Origin of the sequence: Limnospira indica PCC 8005 (assembly GCF_000973065.1) — a bacterium.
Taxonomy (GTDB): Bacteria; Cyanobacteriota; Cyanobacteriia; order Cyanobacteriales; family Microcoleaceae; genus Limnospira; species Limnospira fusiformis.
Genome location: NZ_FO818640.1, coordinates 319,460 through 344,849, shown reverse-complemented (window position 1 = coordinate 344,849; position 25,390 = coordinate 319,460). Strand labels below are relative to the sequence as shown.

General features: G+C 43.6%; 23 protein-coding genes and 2 pseudogenes. 5 read left to right on the top strand and 20 right to left on the bottom strand.

Annotated features, from left to right (window positions below; genetic code table 11):
- Nucleotides 1–18 precede the first annotated feature (18 nt).
- From XZ46_RS01505 to XZ46_RS01485, 5 genes are all read right to left on the bottom strand, one after another.
- The gene (locus tag XZ46_RS01505; RefSeq protein WP_008056606.1) at nt 19–903 is read right to left on the bottom strand and encodes a hypothetical protein; all 885 of its coding nucleotides are present in this window, start codon (nt 901–903) and stop codon (nt 19–21) included.
- Nucleotides 904–905: 2 nt separating this feature from the next.
- Nucleotides 906–1,961, bottom strand: coding sequence for an AAA family ATPase (locus XZ46_RS01500; RefSeq protein ID WP_006668906.1), 1,056 nt, complete (start codon nt 1,959–1,961; stop codon nt 906–908).
- A gap of 131 nt (nt 1,962–2,092) precedes the next feature.
- On the bottom strand, nt 2,093–2,380 hold the full coding sequence (locus XZ46_RS01495; protein ID WP_006621964.1) for a small RNA NsiR4-regulated ssr1528 family protein: 288 nt from the start codon (nt 2,378–2,380) through the stop codon (nt 2,093–2,095).
- 81 nt (nt 2,381–2,461) lie between these two features.
- On the bottom strand, nt 2,462–4,264 hold the full coding sequence (locus XZ46_RS01490) for a sodium:solute symporter family protein (protein WP_008056610.1): 1,803 nt from the start codon (nt 4,262–4,264) through the stop codon (nt 2,462–2,464).
- Nucleotides 4,265–4,476: 212 nt separating this feature from the next.
- Nucleotides 4,477–5,328 carry a PEP-CTERM sorting domain-containing protein gene (locus XZ46_RS01485; protein ID WP_008056622.1) on the bottom strand — a complete coding sequence of 284 codons (852 nt, stop codon included), beginning with the start codon at nt 5,326–5,328 and terminating at the stop codon, nt 4,477–4,479.
- Nucleotides 5,329–5,618: 290 nt separating this feature from the next.
- Between XZ46_RS01485 and gcvT the strand changes: the two genes are divergently transcribed.
- Nucleotides 5,619–6,731, top strand: coding sequence for a glycine cleavage system aminomethyltransferase GcvT (gene gcvT / locus XZ46_RS01480; RefSeq protein ID WP_006621970.1), 1,113 nt, complete (start codon nt 5,619–5,621; stop codon nt 6,729–6,731).
- Here the strand turns inward: gcvT and XZ46_RS01475 are convergent, their stop codons facing one another.
- Both XZ46_RS01475 and XZ46_RS37430 read right to left on the bottom strand, forming a co-directional pair.
- Nucleotides 6,732–7,256: a molybdopterin-dependent oxidoreductase gene (locus XZ46_RS01475; protein WP_006621971.1), complete on the bottom strand. Its 525-nt coding sequence runs from the start codon at nt 7,254–7,256 to the stop codon at nt 6,732–6,734.
- 470 nt (nt 7,257–7,726) lie between these two features.
- Nucleotides 7,727–8,206 (bottom strand): annotated as a pseudogene (locus XZ46_RS37430) (c-type cytochrome); the annotation flags it as partial.
- A 37-nt stretch (nt 8,207–8,243) separates the two neighbouring features.
- On the opposite strand from XZ46_RS37430, the gene XZ46_RS34950 reads away from it, so the two are divergent.
- Nucleotides 8,244–8,510, top strand: coding sequence for a hypothetical protein (locus XZ46_RS34950; RefSeq protein WP_008056628.1), 267 nt, complete (start codon nt 8,244–8,246; stop codon nt 8,508–8,510).
- 60 nt (nt 8,511–8,570) lie between these two features.
- Here XZ46_RS34950 and XZ46_RS01455 read toward each other — a convergent pair whose 3' ends face one another.
- From XZ46_RS01455 to XZ46_RS01435, 7 genes are all read right to left on the bottom strand, one after another.
- Complete coding sequence (locus tag XZ46_RS01455) at nt 8,571–8,990, bottom strand: respiratory nitrate reductase subunit gamma (protein WP_006621976.1); 420 nt, start codon at nt 8,988–8,990, stop codon at nt 8,571–8,573.
- Nucleotides 8,991–9,341: 351 nt separating this feature from the next.
- The gene (locus tag XZ46_RS31345; RefSeq protein WP_008056631.1) at nt 9,342–9,515 is read right to left on the bottom strand and encodes a Nitrate reductase, delta subunit (fragment); all 174 of its coding nucleotides are present in this window, start codon (nt 9,513–9,515) and stop codon (nt 9,342–9,344) included.
- A gap of 295 nt (nt 9,516–9,810) precedes the next feature.
- Nucleotides 9,811–9,996 (bottom strand): nitrate reductase, encoded by a 186-nt coding sequence (locus XZ46_RS35980; protein ID WP_228116637.1) that lies wholly within the window; start codon nt 9,994–9,996, stop codon nt 9,811–9,813.
- A 171-nt stretch (nt 9,997–10,167) separates the two neighbouring features.
- Nucleotides 10,168–10,425, bottom strand: a complete 258-nt coding sequence (locus tag XZ46_RS35975; RefSeq protein ID WP_081593336.1) for a 4Fe-4S dicluster domain-containing protein — start codon at nt 10,423–10,425, stop codon at nt 10,168–10,170.
- A 124-nt stretch (nt 10,426–10,549) separates the two neighbouring features.
- A complete protein-coding gene (locus XZ46_RS35970; RefSeq protein WP_008056638.1) occupies nt 10,550–11,116 on the bottom strand; it encodes a nitrate reductase subunit beta in 567 nt (188 codons plus the stop codon).
- Nucleotides 11,117–11,192: 76 nt separating this feature from the next.
- The gene (locus XZ46_RS01440; protein WP_008056639.1) at nt 11,193–11,567 is read right to left on the bottom strand and encodes a group I truncated hemoglobin; all 375 of its coding nucleotides are present in this window, start codon (nt 11,565–11,567) and stop codon (nt 11,193–11,195) included.
- 95 nt (nt 11,568–11,662) lie between these two features.
- Entirely contained in the window at nt 11,663–13,969 is a 2,307-nt protein-coding gene (locus tag XZ46_RS01435; RefSeq protein ID WP_048894887.1) for a nitric-oxide reductase large subunit, read from the bottom strand.
- Between the two features lie 436 nt (nt 13,970–14,405).
- Between XZ46_RS01435 and XZ46_RS01430 the strand changes: the two genes are divergently transcribed.
- Nucleotides 14,406–15,122 (top strand): Crp/Fnr family transcriptional regulator, encoded by a 717-nt coding sequence (locus XZ46_RS01430; protein WP_008056642.1) that lies wholly within the window; start codon nt 14,406–14,408, stop codon nt 15,120–15,122.
- 142 nt (nt 15,123–15,264) lie between these two features.
- On the opposite strand, the gene XZ46_RS01425 is transcribed toward XZ46_RS01430, so the two are convergent.
- A complete protein-coding gene (locus XZ46_RS01425; protein WP_008056644.1) occupies nt 15,265–17,439 on the bottom strand; it encodes a transporter substrate-binding domain-containing diguanylate cyclase in 2,175 nt (724 codons plus the stop codon).
- A 574-nt stretch (nt 17,440–18,013) separates the two neighbouring features.
- On the opposite strand from XZ46_RS01425, the gene psbA (XZ46_RS01420) reads away from it, so the two are divergent.
- Nucleotides 18,014–19,093: a photosystem II q(b) protein gene (gene psbA / locus XZ46_RS01420; protein ID WP_006621986.1), complete on the top strand. Its 1,080-nt coding sequence runs from the start codon at nt 18,014–18,016 to the stop codon at nt 19,091–19,093.
- Between the two features lie 60 nt (nt 19,094–19,153).
- Here the strand turns inward: psbA (XZ46_RS01420) and XZ46_RS01415 are convergent.
- The 5 genes and pseudogenes from XZ46_RS01415 to XZ46_RS01395 all read right to left on the bottom strand — a co-directional run bounded on the left by XZ46_RS01415 (nt 19,154) and on the right by XZ46_RS01395 (nt 24,024).
- A pseudogene (locus XZ46_RS01415) lies at nt 19,154–19,715 on the bottom strand (Uma2 family endonuclease).
- Nucleotides 19,716–19,751: 36 nt separating this feature from the next.
- Nucleotides 19,752–19,952, bottom strand: a complete 201-nt coding sequence (locus XZ46_RS38185; protein ID WP_008056515.1) for a hypothetical protein — start codon at nt 19,950–19,952, stop codon at nt 19,752–19,754.
- Nucleotides 19,953–20,033: 81 nt separating this feature from the next.
- Entirely contained in the window at nt 20,034–22,658 is a 2,625-nt protein-coding gene (locus XZ46_RS01405; protein WP_008056516.1) for a P-loop ATPase, Sll1717 family, read from the bottom strand.
- The gene (locus tag XZ46_RS01400) at nt 22,655–23,068 is read right to left on the bottom strand and encodes a HEPN domain-containing protein (protein ID WP_008056518.1); all 414 of its coding nucleotides are present in this window, start codon (nt 23,066–23,068) and stop codon (nt 22,655–22,657) included. Before XZ46_RS01400 ends, XZ46_RS01405 begins: the two co-directional genes overlap by 4 nt.
- A gap of 131 nt (nt 23,069–23,199) precedes the next feature.
- Nucleotides 23,200–24,024, bottom strand: coding sequence for a Uma2 family endonuclease (locus XZ46_RS01395; RefSeq protein ID WP_048894886.1), 825 nt, complete (start codon nt 24,022–24,024; stop codon nt 23,200–23,202).
- A 263-nt stretch (nt 24,025–24,287) separates the two neighbouring features.
- Here XZ46_RS01395 and psbA (XZ46_RS01390) point away from each other — a divergent pair, with 263 nt between their 5' ends.
- Nucleotides 24,288–25,367: a photosystem II q(b) protein gene (gene psbA, locus XZ46_RS01390; protein ID WP_048894885.1), complete on the top strand. Its 1,080-nt coding sequence runs from the start codon at nt 24,288–24,290 to the stop codon at nt 25,365–25,367.
- Nucleotides 25,368–25,390: the final 23 nt, after the last annotated feature.

The following is a 25,390-nucleotide window of genomic DNA, read 5'->3' as shown; positions in this document are numbered from 1 at the left end:
GGCGATCGCCACTTCCAACTAAAGGGACTCAATTTTATTTTTCAACTCCAATAGATCAGGATATTGATTAATATTTATTCTAGTAATTCCCCAATCTAAAAATTGTTTTAAAGGGGGGTATCTATTCTCCTGTCTCTGCATTTGTTTGATCAGATCTTTTCCGTGAAACCAAATTAAGTATTGTTGGCGATTCCAAAATTCTTCATCACTAAATTTTTCTTGATAAGTTGTCAGACGTTTTTCCAAATTCTCCGATGTCACTGTATCAACAGCTTGTCGAAATTTTGTAATCATTTCTAAGGCACTAATTTTACACTCCTGTAAAACTAATGAACTCGGAAGAGTGCCACTGCCTCCTGTCCAGGTTGTTTTCAGTGTTTCGCGGGCGCTACTACCAGCTAATAACTCACCTAAAGACCATCGCACAGCTTGATAATCTTGTATATTTCTAGCACTCGTTTCAATCCATTCGGAAATTTTATTGATTCCCGGTGAGTTATTATAACTCCATTTTGAGGAAGGATTTTCTATTTTTTCCTGATACTTTTCCTGCCAATATTTATCAATTAAATCTGCATTCAATAGATAATTTTCCAGACAAGATCTGTAAGTCAAGTATGCCGATACTTTACCCCTTTTATGGCGCAGTGAAAGCAGTTGGGTCTGGGGAGTCGGTTGCTGATCAAAATCCCGATCGCGAAAAGCAATATATCTTGGATTTGTGGTTTGATTTTGTCCGAAGTAAGCCTGTGCAAAGATGGAAAATCCAAACTTTCCACCCGTGGGTACAATCGTGGGGCGATCGCCTGATATATCCTCAACTAATCGATTAAGGAAACGATAATCTAAGCTGCTTTCCTTCCCCTCGCAAAAAATAGTTTTTCCACCACTAATTACACTCATAACTATATCTCGAATCTGATAATATTTGCATCGGGGACTAGCTGCTCTATATAATCCGAATGAGTAGTAATTATAAATTGATTGTTTTTCCCAAGTTTCGGCAAAGATCTCAGTAATGCTTGTTGCATAGGCGGATGTAAATGCAGTTCAATTTCATCAATTAAAATCACTGAATTATGAATATTCCAACTAGCAAAATCTACCAATATGGGAAAAGTCGATCGCTCTCCTCCCGACATTTCCGAAATTTCGTACTGATTCTTACTATCATACAGGTAAAACCAAGGCTCACTTAAAATGTCATCTACTCCCTCTCGTAGCACAGGACCATCAAAACTCCGTTCGGGAAAAATAGCTTGATAAGCACGTTCGAGATCCCCATATAAATCTCTTTGTCCGGGTCGTAAATTTTTGATTTTACCCGATTTAATATCTTGATGAAACTGTCGCCACTTAGATAAACGATCGCGCAGAATATCATCGGTAATTTCAACTGTTTTATCTGGATCTTCAGTAGTCAAGCTAGTTGAAGTTCTTTGTTCTGTGTACCACAGCACTGTACCCACTCGCTCGAAGACATTAAATCCGTGGGAACGTACCAATTTTTTGGCATATTCTCTACCCTTAAATTGGAAAAGTTCAGCCGCTGTCTCAGCCTGAACTCGTCCATCTCGCCATTTAATAGTTACCACATTTTCTTGAGCCGGAGCATGAGAATAACCAGAGCCTTCCAGATTTTGATAAAACTCTTGAATCGCCTTAATTTCCTGAGATGAAAATTGAACTTTTACGGCAACCCCTGGCTCAAACTTTCCCCAATTACTCCCTAATAATTCATAGTTAAATCCCAGCCATTTTAAGTCATGAAAGTGATGGATCCGACCCGTTGCCATCCCTAAAGTGGCTGCTATAGCTTGTAAAATGCTGGTTTTGCCAGCACCATTCATTCCGATTAAAACAATCAAATCTTTTGCTAATCCGGTTTCCGAGTCCGTAAAATCCAACTCCAGGTGCCGAAATTTTTTAAAATACTGCAAGTTAATCGATTCAATTTTCATCGGTTTTACCCATTCACAAAAGTTCTGGAATATGGCATAATTAAAGATTGAGTTAATATCGCCATAGCCCAACCAGATATTTAATGGTCAAGCCATGGCGATTAGAAATGAGCCGCCAGCAAACCCGAGGGTTATTTGTTATAATAAAACTCGATTTCTTTATCTTTTAGGGGTGCAAAACCTGCCGCTTCTAGCATCTGGTTTAGTTCCGACTGGGCGATATGTTTCGCTCCAATGCGGACGATGCGCGATCGCATAGTATTACTAACCCCACTGCGTTGGCGCTGTCCTTCCAAAGCCATCACTTTATGATATAGTTCTAGCTTTTCTGGGGGAATGGGACTCCCATCAAAATCCAGTCCTTGGGCGATCGCCACATCAATAGCGTCGGCTCCGGTGTTGGTAGAATTTGCACTCATGATAAATTATAACTGCCATGTTTGACCAGCATTATTATAGCAGCCATTTGTAGGCGTATCACACCATGACTAGCCCTCAGTTTAGATGGGATCATCTAATCCCGGTCTGGGTGTCGGTTGAATTTTCAGCCTTGATAAATGTCGCAACCAGACACCACCTATAACCGCCACAATTAGTGATATCCATGCGATCGCCTGTTGTAGGAGTAGAAATCCTCCCGTCGCTAATAGTAACCCCAGCAATAAAAATATAGAGGCTAAAACCCGTTGTAAATCTAAGCCTAAATCCTGGGCGGGAAATAAACCAGTTTTCATCCTTTCCCGACTCCAACCGGGTCCTCCTGGTCGCACTTTTTGATAAAATGTTTCTAGGGTGGTTTCGGACTCTGGGGGAGTTAATACTAAGACAATCACCCATAAACAAGTCACGCTAATGGTGATAAAAATTATCCGCCAACCAAAGTCTTCAATTTTGAACCAAGGGGAAAGACTCGTGACCATTCCCACCAAGAAACTACCGACGATCGCACTTAATTCCGCCGCCGCATTTACCCGCCACCAAAACCACCGCAATATTAATACTAAACCCGACCCCGTACCAATGGCAATTACCAGGCGAAAAACTGTGGCTACATCCGTGGCTAAAAAGGCAGCGATCGCCCCTAAAACCGTGACTAAAACCGACGATAACCTACCCACCAATACCAACTCAGTTTGAGTGGCTGTCGGCTTGACAAACCGCAAATAGAGGTCATTGGTAATAAACGATGCACCCCAATTAATGGAGGTGGAAACCGTACTCATAAACGCGGCTAATAAGGACGCAACCACCATCCCCAAAATTCCCACGGGGAGGAAATCTAACATTAACTTAGGATAGCCTAATTCCTTATCGGCTAAATCAGGATACAGCACCACAGAAGCCAAAGCCACCAAAATCCAAGGCCAGGTTCTGATCACATAGTGCATAATATTAAAAGTCCAAGCCGCCTTTTCTGCGTCGGCTTCATTTTTGGCGGCTGCAAATCGTTGGACAAATTCCCCGCCGCCGTCACTGCGTCGCCAAGACCACCACTGAAGAAAGATATAAGCGAAAAATGTACTAGCGGTAATTCCCGCCGTTTTACTAAAACTAATCCAACCCTCGCCGCCGCCAAAATTAACGGGAAGTAGAGACAAAATATCTTGGTCAGGATAAGCGATCGGCACCTGTTCAACCAGGGAGTGAATCCCCCCGACACTTCCCAGGGCAAAATATGCCACAACTATCGCCCCAAATAATGCCAGAAAAAACTGGAAAAAGTCGGTGGCTACGACTCCCCAAAGTCCCGCCAAACCGGCATAAATCAAGACAAAAATACTGACCCCAACCACACTAAAAAGTTTAAGGTTATTGTCTCCCGCCTCAATACCCAAACTTTGCCAAATTTCCAAAGCATCAACCACCTTAACCATGGCTAACATGGCATAACCGATCGCAATACAATTCATGGGGACGGCAAAAATAAAGGCCTTCACCCCCCGCAAAATTGCGCCCATATCACCGCCATAGCGTAATTCTGTCAATTCCGCATCCGTGAGAACTTCCGATCGCCGCCACATTTTGGCAAAAATGTAGATCATAATCACGTGGGAGATGCCAAAGGTCCACCATTCCCAGTTTCCGGCAATTCCCCGGTTAGCCACAACCCCGGTAATATAGAGGGGGGTATCGATGGAAAAGGTAGTAGCAGCCATACTGATACCAGCTAACCACCAGGGAAGCGATCGACCAGAAACAAAGAAATCCGCCAAACTTTTCGACCCTTTCCGCGACAGGTAGAGTCCCATCGCCATGGTCAAGATTAGGTAAACTAGGACAATCAGCCAATCAATCGGGTGCATGAATTTTCAGTGAATCTCAGTGAACAAGGCAAAATATCGGTTAGCCATCGCGGAGTTACTGGAGAAAGCGATCGCTGTTCTACAAACCTTACCTGAAAATGAACCCGATGCGATCGACTAAATCTGATCTGAGACTTCTCACGTCAAACCCCTCTCCCAAAAAGGGCGAGGGGCTGCAATGGCGATCGCACTCCATTTAATTTTGACGTTGATTAGGCTTTTTGACCCTTGCGGACTTTGCTACCCATGAAAGTCACACCCAGCAAAGCTAAACCAGCAAGAGTACCGGGTTCCGGGACAGAGACACCCGCCAAGGCTACACCATCATTACCACATTCTAGGAATAGGCTGGCTAAATAGTCACCACTGCCAATCAAAGACTTACTGAAGCTGAAACCAAAGGTATGGGTTCCCGCTCGGTTAAAGTTACCAAAATCTAAGCCAGCATTTAACAATTCCTGTTGGGAGTGCATATTAATGCCACCAACCAAGTTACCAGAGGCGATCACGTTATCGATAGAAGTTCTTTGACCGAAATAGTCGTAAGCCTCCTGTCTGGTAGCGATGTCAGTACCCATGGTGTTCTGGCGATAAAATCCAGAGTTGTAGTAGTGTTGCAGGCTGTTGTATCCGTTGTTAATGCTAGTCACACTTTTGGCGCGAACATTGCTATAAACACCTAACTCGGATGCACCAGAATCATTAGTTTCGGCAAAACGCACACCAAAGAGAGCGTTATTTTGGCTGGCGGTTAGGAAATCATCTCCGGTGAAATTGAAGAACAAGTCACCCCAACCAATTACACCACTTCTGGCATCTCTAGTGTTAACTCCCGCCAATGGTGTACCGCCTGTTAAGGCAACCCATATAGTATCGGAGGTTTGCATGGTTGCCATACCGTAGATATCATATTGGGCACCACCGGAACCGTCGCCAATGGCATCAATTGCATAGTTCCAGCCATTGTGAAACTGTCCAGCAGTGGCGGTGGTAGCAGTAGCCGCAATCATGCAGGTGGCTGCGATCGCACTTCCGATTAATGTTTTAGCATAATTAGATTTCATAACTCAAGCTCCGCTAACTTCTCTTTATCCTTTGCATTTTCAACATAACTGGTTTTATATAAAGATTGCTACCGCAGTGAGGGGAATTACTGTAAAGTTTCTGTAAATAGGGAACATTTTAATTAGGGAAATTACTTGCCGATTTAATTACGTGAAAATACGGATGATTTCATGGAAATTGTGGCATCCCTACGGCCCAGGTCCACCACGGAGAGTTTCCAGGGAGGCGATCGCAGTTGTGAAAGTTTGCTTTAAAATAGATACTTATCCCATTACCGTGGACTCCGGCAATGAAACCAACCCTGACTCGCACCCCTCTGTATGACCTATCCGTTGAACTAAAAGGCAGGATGGTTCCCTTTTCGGGCTGGGAAATGGCGGTTCAGTATTCCGGTATTACCCAAGAACATCAAGCAGTGCGATCGCAAGTGGGACTATTTGACATCTCCCACATGGGCAAATTTTACCTCGAAGGTGAACAGCTAATCAATGCCCTCGAACCCCTATTTCCCTCTAGTCTCAGTCGTCTGCAACCCGGTCAAGCCCAATATACAGTCCTATTAAATGGCAGTGGCGGCATATTGGATGATGTGATTTTTTACTACCAAGGCTTAGACCCAGCCACGGGAAACCAGCGGGGAATGATGATTGTTAATGCAGCCACCAAGTCCAGAGATAAGGCTTGGGTGGTCGCCCATTTGGAAGGAACCGGAGTCGCCCTAGAAGACCTATCTCGCAGCCAGGTATTAATTGCAGTCCAGGGACCCCAAGCGGAAGCTGTCCTTGGATCCCTAGTAGAAGCGGACTTATCAGCAGTTGCCAATTTTGGACATATAGAAACTACCCTTTTCGGAAAACCTGCATTTATCGCCCGGACTGGATACACGGGAGAGGATGGGTTTGAAGTCATGGTAAATCCCGACACCGGAGTAAATCTATTTCGGGAGTTAATAGAAGTGGGAGCCACGCCCTGTGGTTTGGGGGCTAGAGATACCCTGCGTTTAGAAGCGGCAATGGCTTTGTATGGGCAAGATATTGATACCCATAGCACCCCTTTAGAGGCTGGTTTAGGCTGGTTAATCCATTGGGATGAGAAGGGGGACTTTATCGGTCGTGAGTCCCTAGAAGCGCAAAAATCCGGGGGTTTATCGAGGCGGTTAGTGGGGCTAGAAATGCAGGGCCGATATATTGCCCGCCACGGTTATTCTGTGAAGGCTGGCGGCGAAGTGGTGGGAGAAATTACCAGCGGCACGATGTCGCCTACCCTGGGAAAGGCGATCGCCTTAGCCTATGTTCCCGTAGAATTAGCCAAAATCGGCAGCCAAGTAGAAGTAGAAATCCGTAATCAAATCTACCCCGCAACGGTTGTTAAACGTCCCTTCTATCGTTCCCCACATCGGTAGTTATTGACCCCTAACCAGAAGATTAAATCCTGGGGGTTTCTTCATCATAAGCGATCGCAGATCCTCCCGATTCACACTTTCAAATAGAGTCCGTTCATAGCGCCATTGACCGGAATGAACATAGTGGAAATTGGGCGTATTTTGTAATCGCGGTGGTTTTTGCCAGTCTAAGGCAAAGGCTAGGGTACTCCCAGAAGAATTAGGGGCTAATTTTTCTGGTCCCACATAGTGATTTAATCCTCCCCCATTACGACCGACACAGCCACAGAGAATTAAGCCGACAATAGCGGCACAATACATGAGATTATTGTGATACCAATGGTTAATCCCGGCACCAATAATAATGCTGGATTTGCCTTCGGTAATTTCGGCATTTGCTGCCCATTCACGGGCTAGTTGAATCACGGTTTGTCGGTCAATTCCTGTGAATTTTTCTTGCCATGCGGGGGTATAAGGTTTGGTTTCATCGTCATAGTTTTCGGGATAGTCTCCCCCTAAGCCTCGAGTAACTCCAAATTGCGCCATTAATAGGTCATAAATGGTGGTGACTTTTAGGCTGCCATTGGCGGTTTCTAGATATTTGACGGGGACTTCCCGTTGGCAAGTTGATTCGTTATCGGAGAAGTCGGTAAAGGTGACCGATAAATGGCGATCGCCATTCTCCAGTATGGTTAATAAGGGGTCAATTTCTCCATGATAATTGTACCAGTCCTAAAAGTTGCAAAAATCGCGAACCCGCTGCATAACTCAACATAGACAGGGCGGGAATTGGAGAAAATCCAATGATGCGATCGGCTCCTTCTTTTTTAACAGTATGAGTGATGGATGCGCTAATAATTTCTAACACTTAATCCCAACTACTGCGACGAAAACCACCTTTCCCTCTCGCTTGTTGATATTCCCGGCGTTTTTAGGGGTTATTCATAATAGAAGTCCAGGGTTCGTTTTTTTCCCAAATTTATGCCCAAATCTCACTCAGAGTTAGTGGGTTGGGTTTAATGCTGCATTGATTTTTCGACTAATTTGTTGCGAACTCCGGTAAAGCGATCGCGCCAAGTTAAATTACTCAGAATCAGTAAGATTAAGCAACCTCCTAAAGCCATTAATACTAATTGCCAACTAGGGGTTAAAGAAGTGCAAAAAATCTCCGTAGCTGCGGGTTCATTGACCACCGCATTTTGCTGTTCAAAAAATGCTAATAGGGCGGCTTTTTTTGCTTCCGTAAAGTGTTGATTTCCTCCAGCCAGATAGTCAACAATTGCTTCGCTTTGTTCGAGAGTTAATCCTATATTGGGCATGGGAACGCCATTATATTTGGCGAGAATTTCTTGGGCGAGAGGATCGCCATTTTGGATCAGTTTATCCGGTTCAGCAATCCAATTAATTAACCATTGGCGATCGCGGTTTTCTGTGACTCCTTGTAAGTCGGGAGCAAATCCTTTCCCCGTGCCATCTAAAGTATGACATCCCCCACAGGATTGTTCAAATCAAACTTGACCATTTTCGGCGGCTATGGCTGCGGGTGTATGGTTCAATATTGCCAGCCCAAAGATAACAGCAGAGATGAGGAAAACTTTAATAAATTTATTTAACATGAATGCTACTCCTTGTAATTTCCCTGATTTTTTCAGAATACATCAGCAAATTATTCGTGAGCGTGTTTATGGTGCCACTACGCAAAAAGGTCATATTGAGCAACAAGGCACAGGCTCAATTCCCCAACAAGCAAAGGAAACGGCAAAGCCAAGAGTGGCTAACCAGAGGTTTTGTTGGGCTTGAATTTGATGGGAATTAGCTTGAGACATAGTTTTAAGTCTCCTGTTTTTAGGGGATTTTTGGTTAAAGTTTGCTTTCGGAGTGAGTCACGGCACCGACGGACTGATTCCCAACTACTACTTGGGGCGATCGCCAGATATATTGAATCGGTAAAGACAGGAAGTGAACTAACCGAGTAAAGGGGAATAATCCTACCAATGAGAAAGCTCCCACTATATGAACTTTGACCATCAAAGGTAAATTTTCGACTAGGGAAATATTGGGGTTAAATTGCAAAACTGACCACAGATAAGGAACTGCTGCCCCTGCATACCAGGATGACCCCCAACCATAGAATATTGCTGTCCAAATTCCGGCAACAACTTGCACAAATAACCCGACTAATAGGACAACATCCATCACCGAAGTAATCGCCCTAATTCTCGGTGGAAATGCTCGGCGAATCATTAACATGATTAAACCAAAAAAGGTTAAAAATGCCAAGGATAAACCCGTTCCTTATAGGACATATAACCGCCAAGGTACGCCATTCCAAGCTCAGACCGACTGGGGAATGAGTAATCCCAATAAGTGACCTCAGTGACGGGGTTTAAAGTTGGCTGAACAATCATCAGTAAACTCTCTGAAAGCTGACCGTAGGGCTTCTGCTCTTTAAACCCTGCTTTAATTTTTTCAACGCGGGGACTAACCCATCATTAATTAATTGTTGAGTTAGTTGATATCTGGTTTTAACTAACCCAAGAATTCCCGGAAAATGGTTAAATGATTCGGCAATTCTGGACTGTTATCAATAAAGTTATGTTCCTGGTATTTTTCTTTTAATTTAACCAAGAATTATCCCCGTTGATAGCCATCTCCAAACAGTTGATATCCCAGATATGGGTAACAAGTTGGATTCAGATCAAAGGTGCTGGTGTAAATTTCTTCTAGGTTGGGGGTGGGGGTATTTTGCAAAAACTGAACAAAATCTGCTAAAAATGGCTCAATATTCGGATAAGTCTGTGTCACACAATCAAGCTGGGCAGTGAGGTGTGTTTTCTGGTTTCCTTCCTTTCGCCCATGAATTCATGCTGATGATTTGGCTTATTTAGTGATGTATTTGCTGAGAGAGTCTGGGAGAAAATTTCTCAGGAAATACTGATGTTATAGTGTTAATAATTGGTTGACAGTCCTCTCGCTGGTCTGGTGCTGAAACCCACTCCAACTTCTCCCTTATGCAGTTGAGTATCTTCAATCATTGAAATGGCATATTCCCTGTGCATGGGAGGAATGACAAATCGTTCGTCCCAGGTTGCCAGAGAAGTCAAGCGATAGATTTCTTCGCTTCAGGGGTTAAACCGGCTTGGGAAATTGCTTCTTGCACTTTGTCAGCATCTAAATCTCCAACTTCTTGCAACCGTTTAGATAATCGTACAGAAATCAACTTGCGGTAGGTTTCTTTAATTAAGTCTTTATTTCCGGCTGTCAACATTTTGGCTAAGTATTCAATGGGGATTCTAGCCTGTTATAAGTTGCCAAAAAAGTTGTCGCTATTGGTGTTATAGGTGCCGTTGTCTACCCGTCCTAATACCGGAAGCAAAGGCGGAACGTAGAATAACATGGGTAAGGTGCGAAATTCTGGATGCAGAGGTAAAGCCAGTTTCCATTCTTTGACGAATTTCTAAACTGGGGATTTTTGGGCGGCTTCAATGACTGAAGTATTAACCCCATCTTTTTCGGCTTGGGCAATGACTTCGGGAGCGAATGGATTGAGGATTAATTCCCGTTGTTTTGTGACTAATTCTGATTCATCACAGGAGGCGATTTCTTGAATGCGATCGCCATCATAAAGCAGAACTCCCAGATAGCGAATGCGTCCGACACAGGAATGGAAACAAGCGGGGGGTTGACCCGTTTCTAAGCGGGGGAAACAGAGGATATATTTCTCTGATTTGCCTGATTTCCAGTTATAATAAACTTTTTTTTAGGGACAGGCGGTGACTCCAAAACGCCAACCCCGACAGACATTTTGATTGACTAAAACCATGCCATCTTCTCCCCGTTTATATAATGCACCAGATAGGAAGATAGAAGAAAAAAAGGCGATCGATTTCAAATAAGGTTTGCCGATCTTGTTCGCTAATTGCCTCTAGGTTGGGGGCGTTGCTGGCGTAAATTGGGGAACCACCGAGGTCATCATCCCAGTTGGGACCTGCCTTGATATCGATTTCGTCTCCAGTGATTAGCGAAATGGGTTTAGCGGTGGGTTGATCGTCACTAGCTGGGGCGTTAAATAAGTCTTCATATTTGTAAGTCCAAGGTTCATAATCATCATCAATAGTAGGTAAGTAGGGTTGATGAAAAATATTAGCTAAACCTTTAACTTTGTTGGTGGAAGGTAACTCGATTTTTTCCTTACCTTCTGGTTTTTTCCAGCCTCCTTGATACTGTTCTTGATTTTCCCATTGGGTAGGATAACCTGTTCCTGGTTTGGTTTCTACGTTATTCCACCACATATATTCGGGGCCTTGGCGATCGGTCCAAATATTTTTACAGGAAACGCTACAGGTATGGCAACCAATGCACTTGTCCAGATGAAACATCATGGAAATTTGAGCGCGAATATTCATGGCTTTTGTTCCTTTTTTGACGATTAGAGGGAAGCCAGCCTTTCCCGGATAAAGGAAAAGGCTAAGTTTTTTTGACTTACTGGTTTAAGACATCTTTTTTGTGTTGCGGGGCCGCGGCTACAGCGGCAACTTCTGCTAATAAGTCATCAGGAACTCCCATTTCTTTTAGGGTTTCCATTAGGTCTTCTGCTACTGCATCAAAATGTTCGCTGCTTAGACCTTGTTCTTCGACTAAGGCTTTATGGGCTTCCCGCATATAGCGCCCATCATATTTATCGCTGCCACCAAAGGCATAGGTGAGAAAGGCTTTCTGGTGCGATCGCTGTTTTTTCATATCCGTATTAACAAAGAAATGCTTGATGCGATCGTCGTTTAAAACCCGTTCATAAAACTTATCAACAGCCAGGTCAACCGCATCCTTACCGCCCAGTTTTTCAAATAAAGTCGCCATCTTTTACCTGGTGAATGTGTACATTAGCATCGGTTTTTCGTTGCTTCATCAGAAAATAAGTTTGAGGGAAAATCTCAATCTTTTATACATCATGGTTACATAGGATAGTCAGCAGTTAAGGGTGCATCAGGTTGAGGTTGGGTGGGTTGTTGAAAAATTGCGATAATTGAACGCAACACACACAGAACCATTAGTAAAGCACCTAGGCTAAAAACAATGTCCCCAGGAATCCTTAGCCATACAGTCCAGTGCATCCAAGACGAATTAATCACCTCAGCACTGCGGGCGTACCAAGTGCCATAATTGACTGATTGCACCAGTTGATAAAAACCACTGGGAATTAAGCCAAATACCATCATCATCACCAGACCGATATTAATGCCCCAGAATGACAAATTAAATAGTTTTTCATTCCCAGCATGATCTGGGGTAATTTCCCGTAAGGCAAATAGCATCAGGGCTAAGGCTAAAGAGCCATAGACCCCAAATAACGCCGAGTGAGCATGAATGGGAGTGGTGTTAATTCCCTGAGAGTAGTAGAGGACAATGGGAGGATTAATCAAAAATCCAAATACTCCAGCCCCTACTAAATTCCAGAAGCAAGTCCCGATCAAGAATTTGAGGGGAACTCGATAAAATCCTTGGGCTTCTTGAGAGAGTCGAATGGATTTAACGACTTCAAAACCAATCAGGGTTAAAGGAACAACCTCTAAAGCAGAAGCTACAGCACCCATTGCAGTAATAAATACTGGAGTTCCCGAAAAATACAGATGGTGTAGAGTGCCAATTACCCCACTACCGAGATAGAGAATGGTAGTCAGATAGGTTGCTCGCAGGGCTGAAGAACGTTTAAGAAATCCAAGTTCACTGCATAAATAGGCGATTGTAACCGTTGCAAAGACTTCAAAAAAACCCTCTACCCACAGGTGAACTACCCACCAACGCCAATATTCTGCAATGCTCAAAGGGGTATGGTTGGTGTACATTAACCCCGACGCATAAAACAGGGGAATTGTAATCGCACTATATAGGAAAAAGTGATTTAGTCCGGTTTTACTGCCCTCGGCTTTTAAGGCTGGTTTCAAGGCTCGGTACATTAACCACAGCCAAAATACCATACCGCCAATTAGTAGCAGTTGCCAAAGGCGACCGAGTTCGACATATTCGTAGCCTTGGTGTCCAAACCAAAAACTTTTATCTCCTAAAAATCCTTGTACTCCCGCCCAAGCACCAATCAGAGAACCGACAACGACCACGGTTAAAGCCCCTAGTAAGGCTCCATTGCCCCAGGATTGTCCTGGTGGTTCATTTTTGCCAAATCGGGGTGCAAAATAGAGTCCCGCTGCTAACCAGCAAGTGGCAATCCAAAAGACAGCCAGTTGTAAGTGCCAAGTCCGAGAGGCTGCATAGGGTAAATACTGTTGCAACGGTACACCATAAAAACCATCCCCTTCTACGGCATAGTGTGCTGTCACCATCCCCATGAGAATTTGCACTAAAAACAGAGCCATGGCGACCCCAAAAAATAGGGTGGTCACTTTTTGGCTAGGGGTGGCAAGGCGAATACTGGGACGTTCTGTGACTACCTGGACTTCTTCTGGGTCTTCTTGGGTGAGATAAATAAACAGAAATACGGCGATCGCTGCAATTAACACAATCACTGATACAATTGACCAAATCAGAAACTGAGGCGGGGCTTGGTTGCCAATCAGATCATCATGGGGGAAATTCGCCGTATAGGAAAAGGGCGCATTGGGACGATTTGCTGAAGCTGCCCAAGCCGTCCAAGCAAAGAATGCGGTAACGTTGTGGATTTGGGTATTATCCGTAAACCAACCACTAGGAATAGAATGCACAACCGACCCTTGAGAAAGCCAGGTTTGATAGTCTTCAAAGACTTTTTGTAAACCAATGGTTTGAGCTTCAGTTAAGGTTAAAGCCTTGGTTTCTGGGTCATATCGATTGGTTTTAAATTGTTTCTCTACCTGAATTTGTAAAGTAGCGCGATCGATATCTGGTAGCGATTCTAAATCCTCTTGGGTAAAAACAGGATTGCTGTTATAAATAACCCCCGCTGTCGCTAATCCCCAACGGTGCAATACATCTGCTGTCCAGTCAGGGGCCAGATAACTCCCATGACCCCAAACACTCCCAATGTGCTGTCCGCCACGGGCTAAATAAGTTTCTTGACCCTGTTGAATCTCAGCTTGGCTGAGAATCATCTCCTGTTGTGGAGAAACAATTGTTGCAGGTATAGGAGGCGCATTTTTATAAATTGCTGCACCCGCTGAGATGAGGACAGTGAACGTCACAATGCAAATTAGCACCAACCAGGTGGGAAGACTAAATTGCCTGGAAGAACCACCTGTAGTCGTCACTCTATCTAATGTTAGGTTTGCCATGATGTCAAGTTTTCTTCCGGTCAAGCTAAATTTAGGATGGTAACCGGATCAATTTCTTTGACTTAAGTCAAAAATCATCTGTAGAAATTCTTAAATTGTGGCTGGTGATCCTCAATTACTCAACCATTTTTTGATAATAATAAGTATTATGGCTTATATGTTCCTGTTGATGTCCTAGTATATTTTAATGCCTAATTAATTATATAATTATAAAATATATCAATTAACACCATGTAACTTATTTCCACAAAATAGTATAATTCTGCTACAGATGTGGTATAATTCATAACATCTTCAAAGTTCGGCAATTATACTTGAGATAATCTCATCAAATAATGCTCACACTTATTCCCTAGTCTAAATTCACAAATTAACTATGTTGATAATTGCAAATATCATCAACTTTGTTCAAGATTAAAATTATCATTAATTATTCATGATAGATCCCTTGTTGTTAAATAATTGGTTGTCTCAAACATTGCTATTTTCTGGATTAAGTGAATCAGAAGTAATGCCTTTTACACAAATTGCTAAAATTCAAAACTTTGCCAAATCTGAGATGGTTTTTAATCAAGGTAACCCTGCCATAGGTTTTTTTATTGTGAAAATGGGTAAGGTTAAAGTATTTAAAGTTTCGGCCAATGGTAAAGAGCAAATTGTTCATATCTTCCAACTCGGAGATTACTTTGCCGAAGTTCCTGCTTTAGATGGTCAACCTTTCCCGAATTCGGCGGCAGCTTTAGAACCGACAGAGTTAGTATTCTTTCCCCGTGAACTTTTTTTAAAGGTACTACATCAATCTCCTACTGTCTCAGTTAATCTACTGACCAGTCTTTGTCAACATCTGCGAGAATTAACCTCTTTAATTGATTCTCTCTCATTTCAAGATGTCCCACAGCGATTGGCAGACTATTTGTTAAATTTAAGTAATCGCGATTTTCAACAAATCAATTCTGGTAGGGAGACTGATCGTCTGGTTACTCTCGATATAAATAAAGGTGAACTCGCCTCCTTATTAGGAACTATTCCGGCCACACTATCAAGGGCATTTGCTAAATTGAGCCAAAAAGGTTTAATTGCAGTTAATGGTTCGCAAATTCAGATTTTAAACCATCAAGGTTTACAAGAATTCAGCCAGTCATTGATTGATTAAAGTCCTTTAAATACCAGTGACATACATTTATAGCTCAACCACTAATTTGGGTTCTGGCTATTGATGGCCTGTTCTGTGCTATATTGTACCGACTGCTAAAGAAAGCCACTTATCCATCCCCCACCAGGATGATGATCATTGACTACATGACCTGCCTTTGTTGATAGGCGATCGCACAGTTACGACCTCTTTCTTTGGCTTTGTACAACGCTTCATCCACCTGGCTGATTAGATGGCTGATGGAGTAATTACCGCTGTGAAATTCAGCCACCCCAAAACTAGCCGTTTGATAACCAACCGTGGGAAACTTGTGACTGGCTAAATCTTGACGTAGTGCCTCAGCTAGAGCCTTCGCTCCCCATAAATCAGTCTGGGGACTGATGATGATAAACTCTTCACCACCCCATCGCCCTAAAATATCTGTTTTCCTCAGTCTTTGATGGAACAGTGCCACCATTTCGATTAATACAGCATCTCCCGGGAGATGCCCAAAGGTGTCGTTAATCTTTTTGAAGTAATCGATATCACAGAGAATCACGCTAAATTTCTGTCCGTTTCGATGGAAAAGAGACTCCTGTTCCTGCAAGCATTTTTCAATTTTTAGGCGATTGAAGCAGCCTGTCAAAGGATCCGTAACCGAGATTTTTTCCAGCTTGCGGTTATAAGTTTGTAGTAAATATTGGCGATACAGAACAATCGCTAAAACCCCTAGCCCGATGAATACAAATCGCCCAATAGCCCGATAATCGACACCTTGTTCATATCGAACAGAAATCCAATTGTTGATGATGCCTTGTCTGGCTTTTTCATCGATAGAAGCGATCGCTTTTTCAAAAATGGCCAGAAGTTCCGGCTCATCATTACGAACCGCAATACTCAAAGGCAAAATTTTATCAAATCGACCCGCGATTTTCAGGGAAGGAAATCGTTTCTGAATAGTATATGAAGTCGTCGGTAAAACATCCACATAGCCAAACAAATGCCCATGTTCTACTTGCTGTAAACCATCCTCAATCGAAGCCACCTCCACAATTTGCATATCCGGGTATTGGTTCCGCAATATTTCTACAAAAGCGTAGCTTTTAACCATGCCAATTTTGTGATTAAGAACATCCCTGATATCGGGAATAAACGGTTCCCTTTCTCGCGTCGCAATCACTAAAGGTAACTCAAGATGGGGTCTCGTAAAGTTGGCATATTCTAGGCGATCTGGCGTAGCCACAGCTAGGGAGAGAATGTCACATTGTCGCTGTTTAAATTGCTCAATACTTTCTACCCAAGTCTGAGTTTTAAGCAGCGTAATTGGGATGCCAATCCGGTCTATCAACAATTGCATGAAGTCTGCACTCATCCCCGTATGTTGCCCATCAATGATTGCATCTAGGGGCATCCAATTAGGGTCAACACACATTTTTATCTCACCTTTATCTTGTAAATATTCCAATTCTGTTCTGGTAAAATTAAAGCTGGCGGTATCCGCAGCCAAATACCAGCGGCGAAGGAGATTGGCATAGTCTTCTTCCGAAACCGCTGCCATAGCTTTGTCTAAAATTGATTTCAAAATTGGGCGATCGTTGCGGATGCCTAAATATTGAGGTACATTCGATAAATGAGGGTGATTAATCAGAGGACGACTGATTAACTCTGTCAAAAAATAGCGTTCAATATAATAGTTAAAAGTGGCATGGCTTTCTAAAGCCGCATCGGCTCTCCCCGCTTCCACCTGCTTCATGGCATCCAATGTGTTGTTAGTCAACAGTAGGTTAATCTCAGGATAGTATTTGGTTAATATTTCCTCGAAAAAGAAACCTCTGACAATCGCTAAATTTTTACCTTTAAGCTGTTTAATCTCAGTATAATCTTCCCCATCTTTGCGCGTTAACAAAGAATTCACCAAGTCAAATACATATTGCTCAGAATAGAGCGCGAATTTGTGACGATCTGGAGTGATCACCATATTAGTGACCACATCAATTTCTTTCTGAGCCAACATCGTCATACATTCCGACCAAGTTGGACCCACCACCAACTCAACTTCCAGCCCCACTTTTTCCGCGATCATCTTAATATACTCATTGCTAAATCCTGTAGGATTACCATTCTTAACAAAGTTATAAGGCGGCCAATCCGACTCCCCATGAACTCGGATAACTGGATTAGCCTGAATATACGCTTGTTCGGCTGGGGTTAATTCAACTACTAACCGCTCACCCGTTTGTTGGGCAACTCCCGGATTACTAGACACCAGTAACGTTAAGATTAGGCTTAACAAGCATAAGAGGAATTGATGACCATCGAATTGGTAAGGCACTTTCATTTTGCCAAATAAATGCTACATTACCATAATAAGCCGCCATTTTTGATTACTGAAGTTGAGACGATTGGTGGCTTGTAAAATTACCAATGCCATCAATTTTCTCTAGTGCGATCGTCTTTTACAGCCCTTTCAGTAATCATGCAATACCCCTTGAAAGTCCCTCTCCGCAGGTGGGAGAGGGATTGAGAGTGAGGGTAATGTTTAGTGCGACTTCTCGGCTGTAACTGGAAATCAGTGGGTGGCATGGGGGGTTCCCAGTCCGTCTCCTTCCCCGTTTTCGAGCAAGTATTGGCAGTGAGTTACTGACATTTGCGCTTCCCCCGTCTCTCGTGTTTCTCAGTTGCTGATGATGATTATATCCCAAGCCGCCCATAGCCGCCTGATACCACAGGCATTCTCAGGGTTTGACTCCTTATGGTTAAATTAATGATAAGTCCTAGTTATGACAGCCATTAAAATAAATGTGGCTCAACCCCTTTACAAACCCTCATAGAGTGTGTCATATTATAGACACGGTAGAAAAACAACTGCCGGATAAGTACCTCGAAAATTCAATATAGCAATCGTATCCAACATGACTACTACCATTCAGCAGCGCGAGAGCGCCAACGCTTGGGAACGGTTCTGTAGCTGGGTAACATCCACCAACAACCGCCTTTATGTAGGCTGGTTCGGTGTTCTGATGATCCCTACCCTACTAACTGCTACCATCTGCTACATCATCGCTTTTATCGCTGCTCCTCCCGTGGACATTGACGGTATCCGCGAACCCGTAGCTGGTTCTCTGTTGTACGGCAACAACATCATCTCTGGTGCGGTTGTTCCTTCTTCCAATGCGATCGGTCTGCACTTCTATCCCATTTGGGAAGCAGCCAGCTTGGATGAGTGGCTCTACAACGGTGGCCCTTACCAGTTGGTAATTTTCCACTTCTTGATCGGTGTATTTTGCTACATGGGTCGTGAGTGGGAACTATCCTACCGCTTGGGAATGCGTCCTTGGATCTGCGTAGCTTACAGCGCACCCGTTGCCGCTGCTAGTGCAGTATTCTTGATCTACCCCATCGGACAAGGTTCTTTCTCCGACGGTATGCCTCTGGGTATCTCTGGAACCTTCAACTTCATGTTGGTATTCCAAGCAGAACACAACATCCTGATGCACCCCTTCCATATGTTGGGAGTTGCTGGTGTATTCGGTGGTGCTCTGTTCTCCGCGATGCACGGTTCTTTGGTAACTTCTTCCTTGGTGCGTGAAACCACCGAAATCGAATCTCAAAACTACGGTTACAAATTCGGTCAAGAAGAAGAAACTTACAACATTGTGGCAGCTCACGGTTACTTCGGTCGCCTGATCTTCCAATATGCTTCTTTCAACAACAGCCGTTCCCTGCACTTCTTCTTGGGTGCTTGGCCGGTAATCGGCATCTGGTTCACCGCTTTAGGTGTATCCACCATGGCCTTTAACCTCAACGGTTTCAACTTCAACCAATCCGTAATGGACTCCAGCGGTCGGGTAGTTAACACCTGGGCTGATGTCATCAACCGCGCTAACCTGGGTATGGAAGTAATGCACGAGCGCAACGCTCACAACTTCCCCTTAGATTTAGCTTCTGCTGAGTCTGAGCCTGTAGCTTTGGTTGCACCTCAAATCGGCTAATTTATAGCTTAGATGAAATAGAGCGCCTCCCAGTCGGGGGGCGCTTTTTCGTGCTTAAATTCACTGACCCACATTCAATACATCTTCATAAATTTGCGCCACGGTCATAGTTAGCCCCACAGATTCCCAGGTTAACTGATTATCTTCTCCTAAGATTTCAACTGTCCAACTCCCCCGGAGTTTCTTGACGATAGACTTCCACTTGCATAACATCTTGAGAGACTAAAACATATTCCTTCAAAGTTTCTAAGGTTTGGTAGTTCATTAATTTTTCTCGTCGGTCAGTGCTTTCGGTACTTTCTGACAGCACTTCAATAATTAAGTTAGGTTGTGTTTTGAAGTATCGGTGATTATCTTCGGGGTTACAAGTCACGAGTAAGTCAGGGTAATAAAAAATATCGTCTTGAACTTTGACTTTCATATCAGACATGAATACCCGACAGGAACTCCCCCGCAGATGAGAACGTAATAAGGTACAAAGATTAACGGCAATGAGATTGTGTTCTTCACTAGCACCCGCCATAGCAAACACATAACCGCCCATATACTCATGGCGAATGGTGCTTTCGGCTTCAGCGATGATATAGTCTTCAACGGTAAAGAGGGGTAAAGGTGAACGCATTTTAGGGATTCTCCTAGTTTTTCTCTTTCAACTATTCTAACTTAGCTTAAATTTAAGATACTGTTGCCAAATCGGATGCAGTTGAAACATTCCTCGCTCTCCCTCTGATATTTTTTCTAGCAACCCCCGTCTAACTAAAGATTGGATGGCTGACCATAATTCAGATGGGGATAATTCAGGATTAGTGGGTTGTTCAGAAAGGGCGATCGCTTGATTTTCTCGGAAACCAGAAATCACCTGTTGTTCTAATTGGGATAATCGTTCTAACTGAGATTCTAAAATTGGTTAATCCAGAACTGGTATTAAATAGGTCATTTATTACGCTTGACCTTTCCTCGTCATCCCAATGCCTGATAAATATAAATCCGGTACTTTGTAGCGTTCAACTTCATCATTTGTCCCCTCATAAATTGACAGTAAACCAACTTCCATTGCCAAATTTAATTCATCTTTAAGATTCTCGACTTCACTGGCTTTAAAAGGAGATCGTCCGATTTTTCTTAACTGGTCAACTAAGTTGGTTAAATCAGGAAACTCTTCGTTAATTAAAGCATCTAACGTCTGTTTTGACACCTCTTCTAGGGAAGCAATTAAAGCTTTAGGTCGAATCACAGTTTTCCCATAGAATTTCTTTTCATTTTCTCGCATTTCCCACTCTTGCCCTTGCTTAAACAGTTGTAACAGCGCACGGGGACTATGATTATTACTGCCATCGGCAATCCGTTTCCAAACCCAATTCCGAGTAAAGGCTGATTTTCCTCCCCGCATTCGTTCACCCACTAGCACATTCCAAATATTCCTGACTTGTTGCTCCGTTAAATTTGAATCATCACCGTGGAATAAAAAACGCCCTTGGCCCTGTTGTCCTTGAATGGATTGTACTAAAGTTTTAAACGTATTTGCCTGTAAAGCTGTTTTGACAATTACCTTAAAGAAGTCTACAGATTCTGACCATTGGAGCGTGACTGAACGACCGAAAAAATGGCTTTTATTCTCAAACTGCAATCTGCGCCAAATATCTTCCCGTAACATGACTTTAAACTTAAAGTGAGTCAAATCATGTTCTAAATCATTGATTAAGGAAAGCAAATCAGCAATAGATTTTGTTCTGAGTGCTTGCTCTGGTTTCCCACTGCCAAAACCTGTATCTAACCCATCAATTAATAAAAAAGTTCTGTCTGAAGCAGCCCGATCAAACCGCATCAGCCAATCTTTCATCAAGATACCACATTTTGGTTTTTGTAAGAAACTTTCAATCCAGTTACTTAAGTCAAGTTCAGTATTTAATGGAGTGGATAGAAGATCACCTAAATCTTCATTCGGTTGAGGTTTTTCCCCTTCCCAAGACAAATAACAGGCAAGGCACATTTGAATAAGCCAAAATTCACGCCAACTTTTTTGATACTTTTTCAACTGCTGATCAATCACTTTAGAAGATTCAGCCGTAAAAACCCAAAGACGATTATTTTTGAGAGGATTTGGCGCAAGAATCACAATTGAATGCTGTTGATCATCTTCTAACAGACGACGAAAAATTGCAGTCTTCCCTGTGCCTTTTCGCCCTAAAACAAGCGGAATATTAGGCTGCATCGCACGTTCAACTAAATCCGTCTCCACAAAGGTTTCTAGCAAATTGCTTTGATATTCTGCACTACTGGCTGAGAATTCTAAATCTTGCAAAATTTTGGCTTTATATTGGGATAAATTTACAGGTAACGGCTGCTCACTAGCCATGGGAAGCAAGCCCTCTATCCACTCTGCCACTGGCTCAAAATCACGCCAATATTCTGGAGTTTCTAAAATTTTATCCGATGTAGCAATGGTTTCTCGATAGGGAATAAAATGAGTTATTTCTGATTCCATAATTGGCTCAAGACCTAATCTTTGATCACTGAGGCTTTTTAACCAATTGTTAATCCAATCAAGGGAACGATGATGATACCGTTCAATCACTTCTGGAGCTTGACTGGCAGGGACCGGAGAAACAATAAATCTAGGGTCAGGCGTGAGTTTAGGGTCAGTTCTACGGTTACGGGAAGCGAGTAAAGCTTGAACTAGCGCCCCCGTTCCGATTTGAGTTTGAGGGTGAGGAAAGAAAACAATAATTGCTAAATCGGCTAAGTCAAAGAGCAACGGACCATTGAGGGGAGTTATTCCGGTTCTGGCATCTAATAAAATAACATCGGGTTTAAAAGAAAGTTCTGTGCTTAAAATCTTAATTAAGTCCCGCAGAGGATTCCGGTCTTCTCGATACCAAGCCTCTGGATCAATAAAATTTAATAATCTGGCATAATTGGCATTGGGTAAACCTGCGGGCAGGCAATAAAGTTCCTCTGTTTCCGAAATACGAATAATCTGATTCTGTAGATCAGGATGTTCGCCTTGGTCTAAACTAAGCAGTGAGAAAATTAAACCTTGTTCTGGCTGAATTTCATTTTCCTTGCCGAACAAAGCTGCTAATCCAGGGGCTTCTAAATCCATATCAACACACAAGACGGTTCGTCCATGATTAGCTAGAATTCGTGCTGTATAAGCTAGGGCGGTGGAACGACCGACTCCCCCTCTGAGAGAGTAAAATGTGGCAATAATGGGACGTTCTAAATCGTCTTCTAAATCTGAGGCAAACATGACAGTTTCAGGATGACTGCGGCGTGCTAATGCTTCTGGCCATAGAGGCAAGTCTAGGGGGGCATCGAGGGGAAGAGAACCTGCCCATTTTTGTTCTTGAGGGGTGAGTAAATCTAACCATTGAATGGTGAGGGATTCTAGTCCATCTAGGACTATTTTTTGTCGTTCTGATTGAGCTTTTCCGGCAAAATCTGAAGAAATAACTACAATACGCCACCCCATATATTGATCCTGTTGAATGCGTAAATCCTCAATCTTTACATGAGCCGCCGACATATTTTGTTCAATTTTATCTTTAATTTCTGAATAATTCATCTAGGCCTCCTAGGTCGAGTACGACGCATTTGAGTTTGTATCCAACCTGTTAACTGTTTAGCTTTCTCTACTAATTCTTGATGGCTCAGAAGACTATCACAAGTGACTTCATATCGTAGTGAGGTGTTCCATTTTTCCAGATAAAACGTTTTTGCTCCGGTAGGATCAGAAAGATCAGAGAGGCGAAAGTTGGCAGATTCCCATAATTCTCGCAAATTATGCCCCTGTTGACCATGTTTTGGAAAACCTGTCCCTCGCTCCTGTAAAAGTGCTTTTAAACTGCATTCAATGGCGTATCCCGCTAAATAAACAGAAGCGACTGAAGTCTTTCGAGTCTTGCTAATCTCGTCCGCATCGGCAGCGCGTTCATTAGCGAGGTTAATCCAATCCTGTGGTTTACTTGGGGGCATAGTTGAGCCATTAATGCTAACGCTCTACTTGTTATAACATTTCCTGACCTCAGTAATTCCTGGCATGGTTGCTGCTCAAGGGGGAACTATGTCTATAAATATTTAAAGTAGATGTTGTGCGATCGCTTCTTTTATAGTTCCTCTGGATCTAAACCCAGCGCGCGCAACCTTTCCGCCAGACGTTCTGCCCTCTGGCGTTCGGCCTCAGCCTTTTGGCGTTCTGCCTCAGCAAGCTGTTGAGCTTGTTCGGCTTTTTGGCGTTCGGCCTCAGCAAGCTGTTGAGCTTGTTCGGCTTTTTGGCGTTCGGCCTCTTCCGGTAACAACACCAAATTACCTTCCGTATCATAAAACCGCAGCCAAATTGCCTCCTCACGGTCTATAGTTCCTGACCAGGTTCCCAGCCAAAAGCCCAAGGTCTCACACCACAGCCAACCTCGCTCATTCGCCTCTAAAAGCTGATAACCTCCCGAACTATGCAAATGCCATCCTTGAAAGGCGTTGGCTTCAAACGGGTCAAATACAAAGTAATCTGGGGTTCGGAATATCTGCTGATAGAGCTCCTTTTTCTTTCCTTTATCTACTCTGGCGGTACTGGGAGACATTAGCTCCACAATGACATCTGGGTAGCGACCCCCTTCCTGCCATACTACCCAACCCTGTCGTTCTTTGGTGCCATCTACATCTAACACCGCAAAGAAATCTGGCCCGCGAAAATCTCGGTTCCTAGCTTGTTCGCTGCTATAGTAAATAAACATATTCCCGCCTGTATAGAAATCATGGCGCTCGCTCCAAGCCTGTTGCAATGACCTAATCAGGACGTTCATAGCAATGCGGTGACGGTTACTTTCCAAAGGCTCTCCATCATCAAAAATCAAGTCTGTGGGCGGCATGGGGGGTTCCCAGTCCGTTTCGGTAGCAGTTTCGGGGCTAGTATTGGCAGTGAGTTCAACTGACATTTGCGGTTCCCCCGTCTCTCGTGTTTCTCAGTTGCTGATGATTATATCCCAAGCCGCCGATAGTCGCCTGGAACCACAGGCTCTCTCAGGGTTCGACTCGATTATGGTTGAATTGATGATAAGCTCTACTTATGACAGCCATTAAAATAAATGTGGCTCAACCCCTTTACAAACCTTAACAGAGTGTGTCATATTATAGACACGGTAGAAAAACAACTGCCGGATAAGTACCTCGAAAACTCAATATAGCAATCATATCCAACATGACTACTACCATTCAGCAGCGCGAGAGCGCCAACGCTTGGGAACGGTTCTGTAGCTGGGTAACATCCACCAACAACCGCCTTTATGTAGGCTGGTTCGGTGTTCTGATGATCCCTACCCTACTAACTGCTACCATCTGCTACATCATCGCTTTTATCGCTGCTCCTCCCGTGGACATTGACGGTATCCGCGAACCCGTAGCTGGTTCTCTGTTGTACGGCAACAACATCATCTCTGGTGCGGTTGTTCCTTCCTCCAATGCGATCGGTCTGCACTTCTATCCCATTTGGGAAGCAGCCAGCTTGGATGAGTGGCTCTACAACGGTGGCCCTTACCAGTTGGTAATTTTCCACTTCCTGGTCGGTGTATTCTGCTACATGGGTCGTGAGTGGGAACTGTCCTACCGCTTGGGAATGCGTCCTTGGATCTGCGTAGCTTACAGCGCACCTGTTGCCGCTGCTAGTGCAGTATTCTTGATCTACCCCATCGGACAAGGTTCTTTCTCCGACGGTATGCCTCTGGGTATCTCTGGAACCTTCAACTTCATGTTGGTGTTCCAAGCAGAACACAACATCCTGATGCACCCCTTCCATATGTTGGGAGTTGCTGGTGTATTCGGTGGTGCTCTGTTCTCCGCGATGCACGGTTCTTTGGTAACTTCTTCCTTGGTGCGTGAAACCACCGAAATCGAATCTCAAAACTACGGTTACAAATTCGGTCAAGAAGAAGAAACTTACAACATTGTGGCAGCTCACGGTTACTTCGGTCGCCTGATCTTCCAATATGCTTCTTTCAACAACAGCCGTTCCCTGCACTTCTTCTTGGGTGCTTGGCCGGTAATCGGCATCTGGTTCACCGCTTTAGGTGTATCCACCATGGCCTTTAACCTCAACGGTTTCAACTTCAACCAATCCGTAATGGACTCCAGCGGTCGGGTAGTTAACACCTGGGCTGATGTCATCAACCGCGCTAACCTGGGTATGGAAGTAATGCACGAGCGCAACGCTCACAACTTCCCCTTAGATTTGGCTTCTGCTGAGTCTGAGCCTGTAGCTTTGGTTGCACCTCAAATCGGCTAATTTATAGCTTGGATTAAATAGAG

Bases quoted from the DNA above. Each gene is read 5' to 3' on its own strand.
- XZ46_RS01440 (WP_008056639.1), bottom strand. From the start codon at position 11,567: ATGGCGACTTTATTTGAAAAACTGGGCGGTAAGGATGCGGTTGACCTG.
- XZ46_RS01400 (WP_008056518.1), bottom strand. From the start codon at position 23,068: ATGCCCCCAAGTAAACCACAGGATTGGATTAACCTCGCTAATGAACGC.
- XZ46_RS01500 (WP_006668906.1), bottom strand. From the start codon at position 1,961: ATGAAAATTGAATCGATTAACTTGCAGTATTTTAAAAAATTTCGGCAC.
- XZ46_RS01430 (WP_008056642.1), top strand. From the start codon at position 14,406: ATGATAGATCCCTTGTTGTTAAATAATTGGTTGTCTCAAACATTGCTA.
- XZ46_RS01495 (WP_006621964.1), bottom strand. From the start codon at position 2,380: ATGAGTGCAAATTCTACCAACACCGGAGCCGACGCTATTGATGTGGCG.
- XZ46_RS01435 (WP_048894887.1), bottom strand. From the start codon at position 13,969: ATGGCAAACCTAACATTAGATAGAGTGACGACTACAGGTGGTTCTTCC.
- gcvT (WP_006621970.1), top strand. From the start codon at position 5,619: ATGAAACCAACCCTGACTCGCACCCCTCTGTATGACCTATCCGTTGAA.
- psbA (WP_006621986.1), top strand. From the start codon at position 18,014: ATGACTACTACCATTCAGCAGCGCGAGAGCGCCAACGCTTGGGAACGG.
- XZ46_RS01475 (WP_006621971.1), bottom strand. From the start codon at position 7,256: ATGGCGCAATTTGGAGTTACTCGAGGCTTAGGGGGAGACTATCCCGAA.
- XZ46_RS01405 (WP_008056516.1), bottom strand. From the start codon at position 22,658: ATGAATTATTCAGAAATTAAAGATAAAATTGAACAAAATATGTCGGCG.
- XZ46_RS01485 (WP_008056622.1), bottom strand. From the start codon at position 5,328: ATGAAATCTAATTATGCTAAAACATTAATCGGAAGTGCGATCGCAGCC.
- psbA (WP_048894885.1), top strand. From the start codon at position 24,288: ATGACTACTACCATTCAGCAGCGCGAGAGCGCCAACGCTTGGGAACGG.
- XZ46_RS01490 (WP_008056610.1), bottom strand. From the start codon at position 4,264: ATGCACCCGATTGATTGGCTGATTGTCCTAGTTTACCTAATCTTGACC.
- XZ46_RS01395 (WP_048894886.1), bottom strand. From the start codon at position 24,024: ATGTCAGTTGAACTCACTGCCAATACTAGCCCCGAAACTGCTACCGAA.
- XZ46_RS01505 (WP_008056606.1), bottom strand. From the start codon at position 903: ATGAGTGTAATTAGTGGTGGAAAAACTATTTTTTGCGAGGGGAAGGAA.
- XZ46_RS35970 (WP_008056638.1), bottom strand. From the start codon at position 11,116: ATGAATATTCGCGCTCAAATTTCCATGATGTTTCATCTGGACAAGTGC.
- XZ46_RS34950 (WP_008056628.1), top strand. From the start codon at position 8,244: ATGGCTGCGGGTGTATGGTTCAATATTGCCAGCCCAAAGATAACAGCA.
- XZ46_RS01425 (WP_008056644.1), bottom strand. From the start codon at position 17,439: ATGAAAGTGCCTTACCAATTCGATGGTCATCAATTCCTCTTATGCTTG.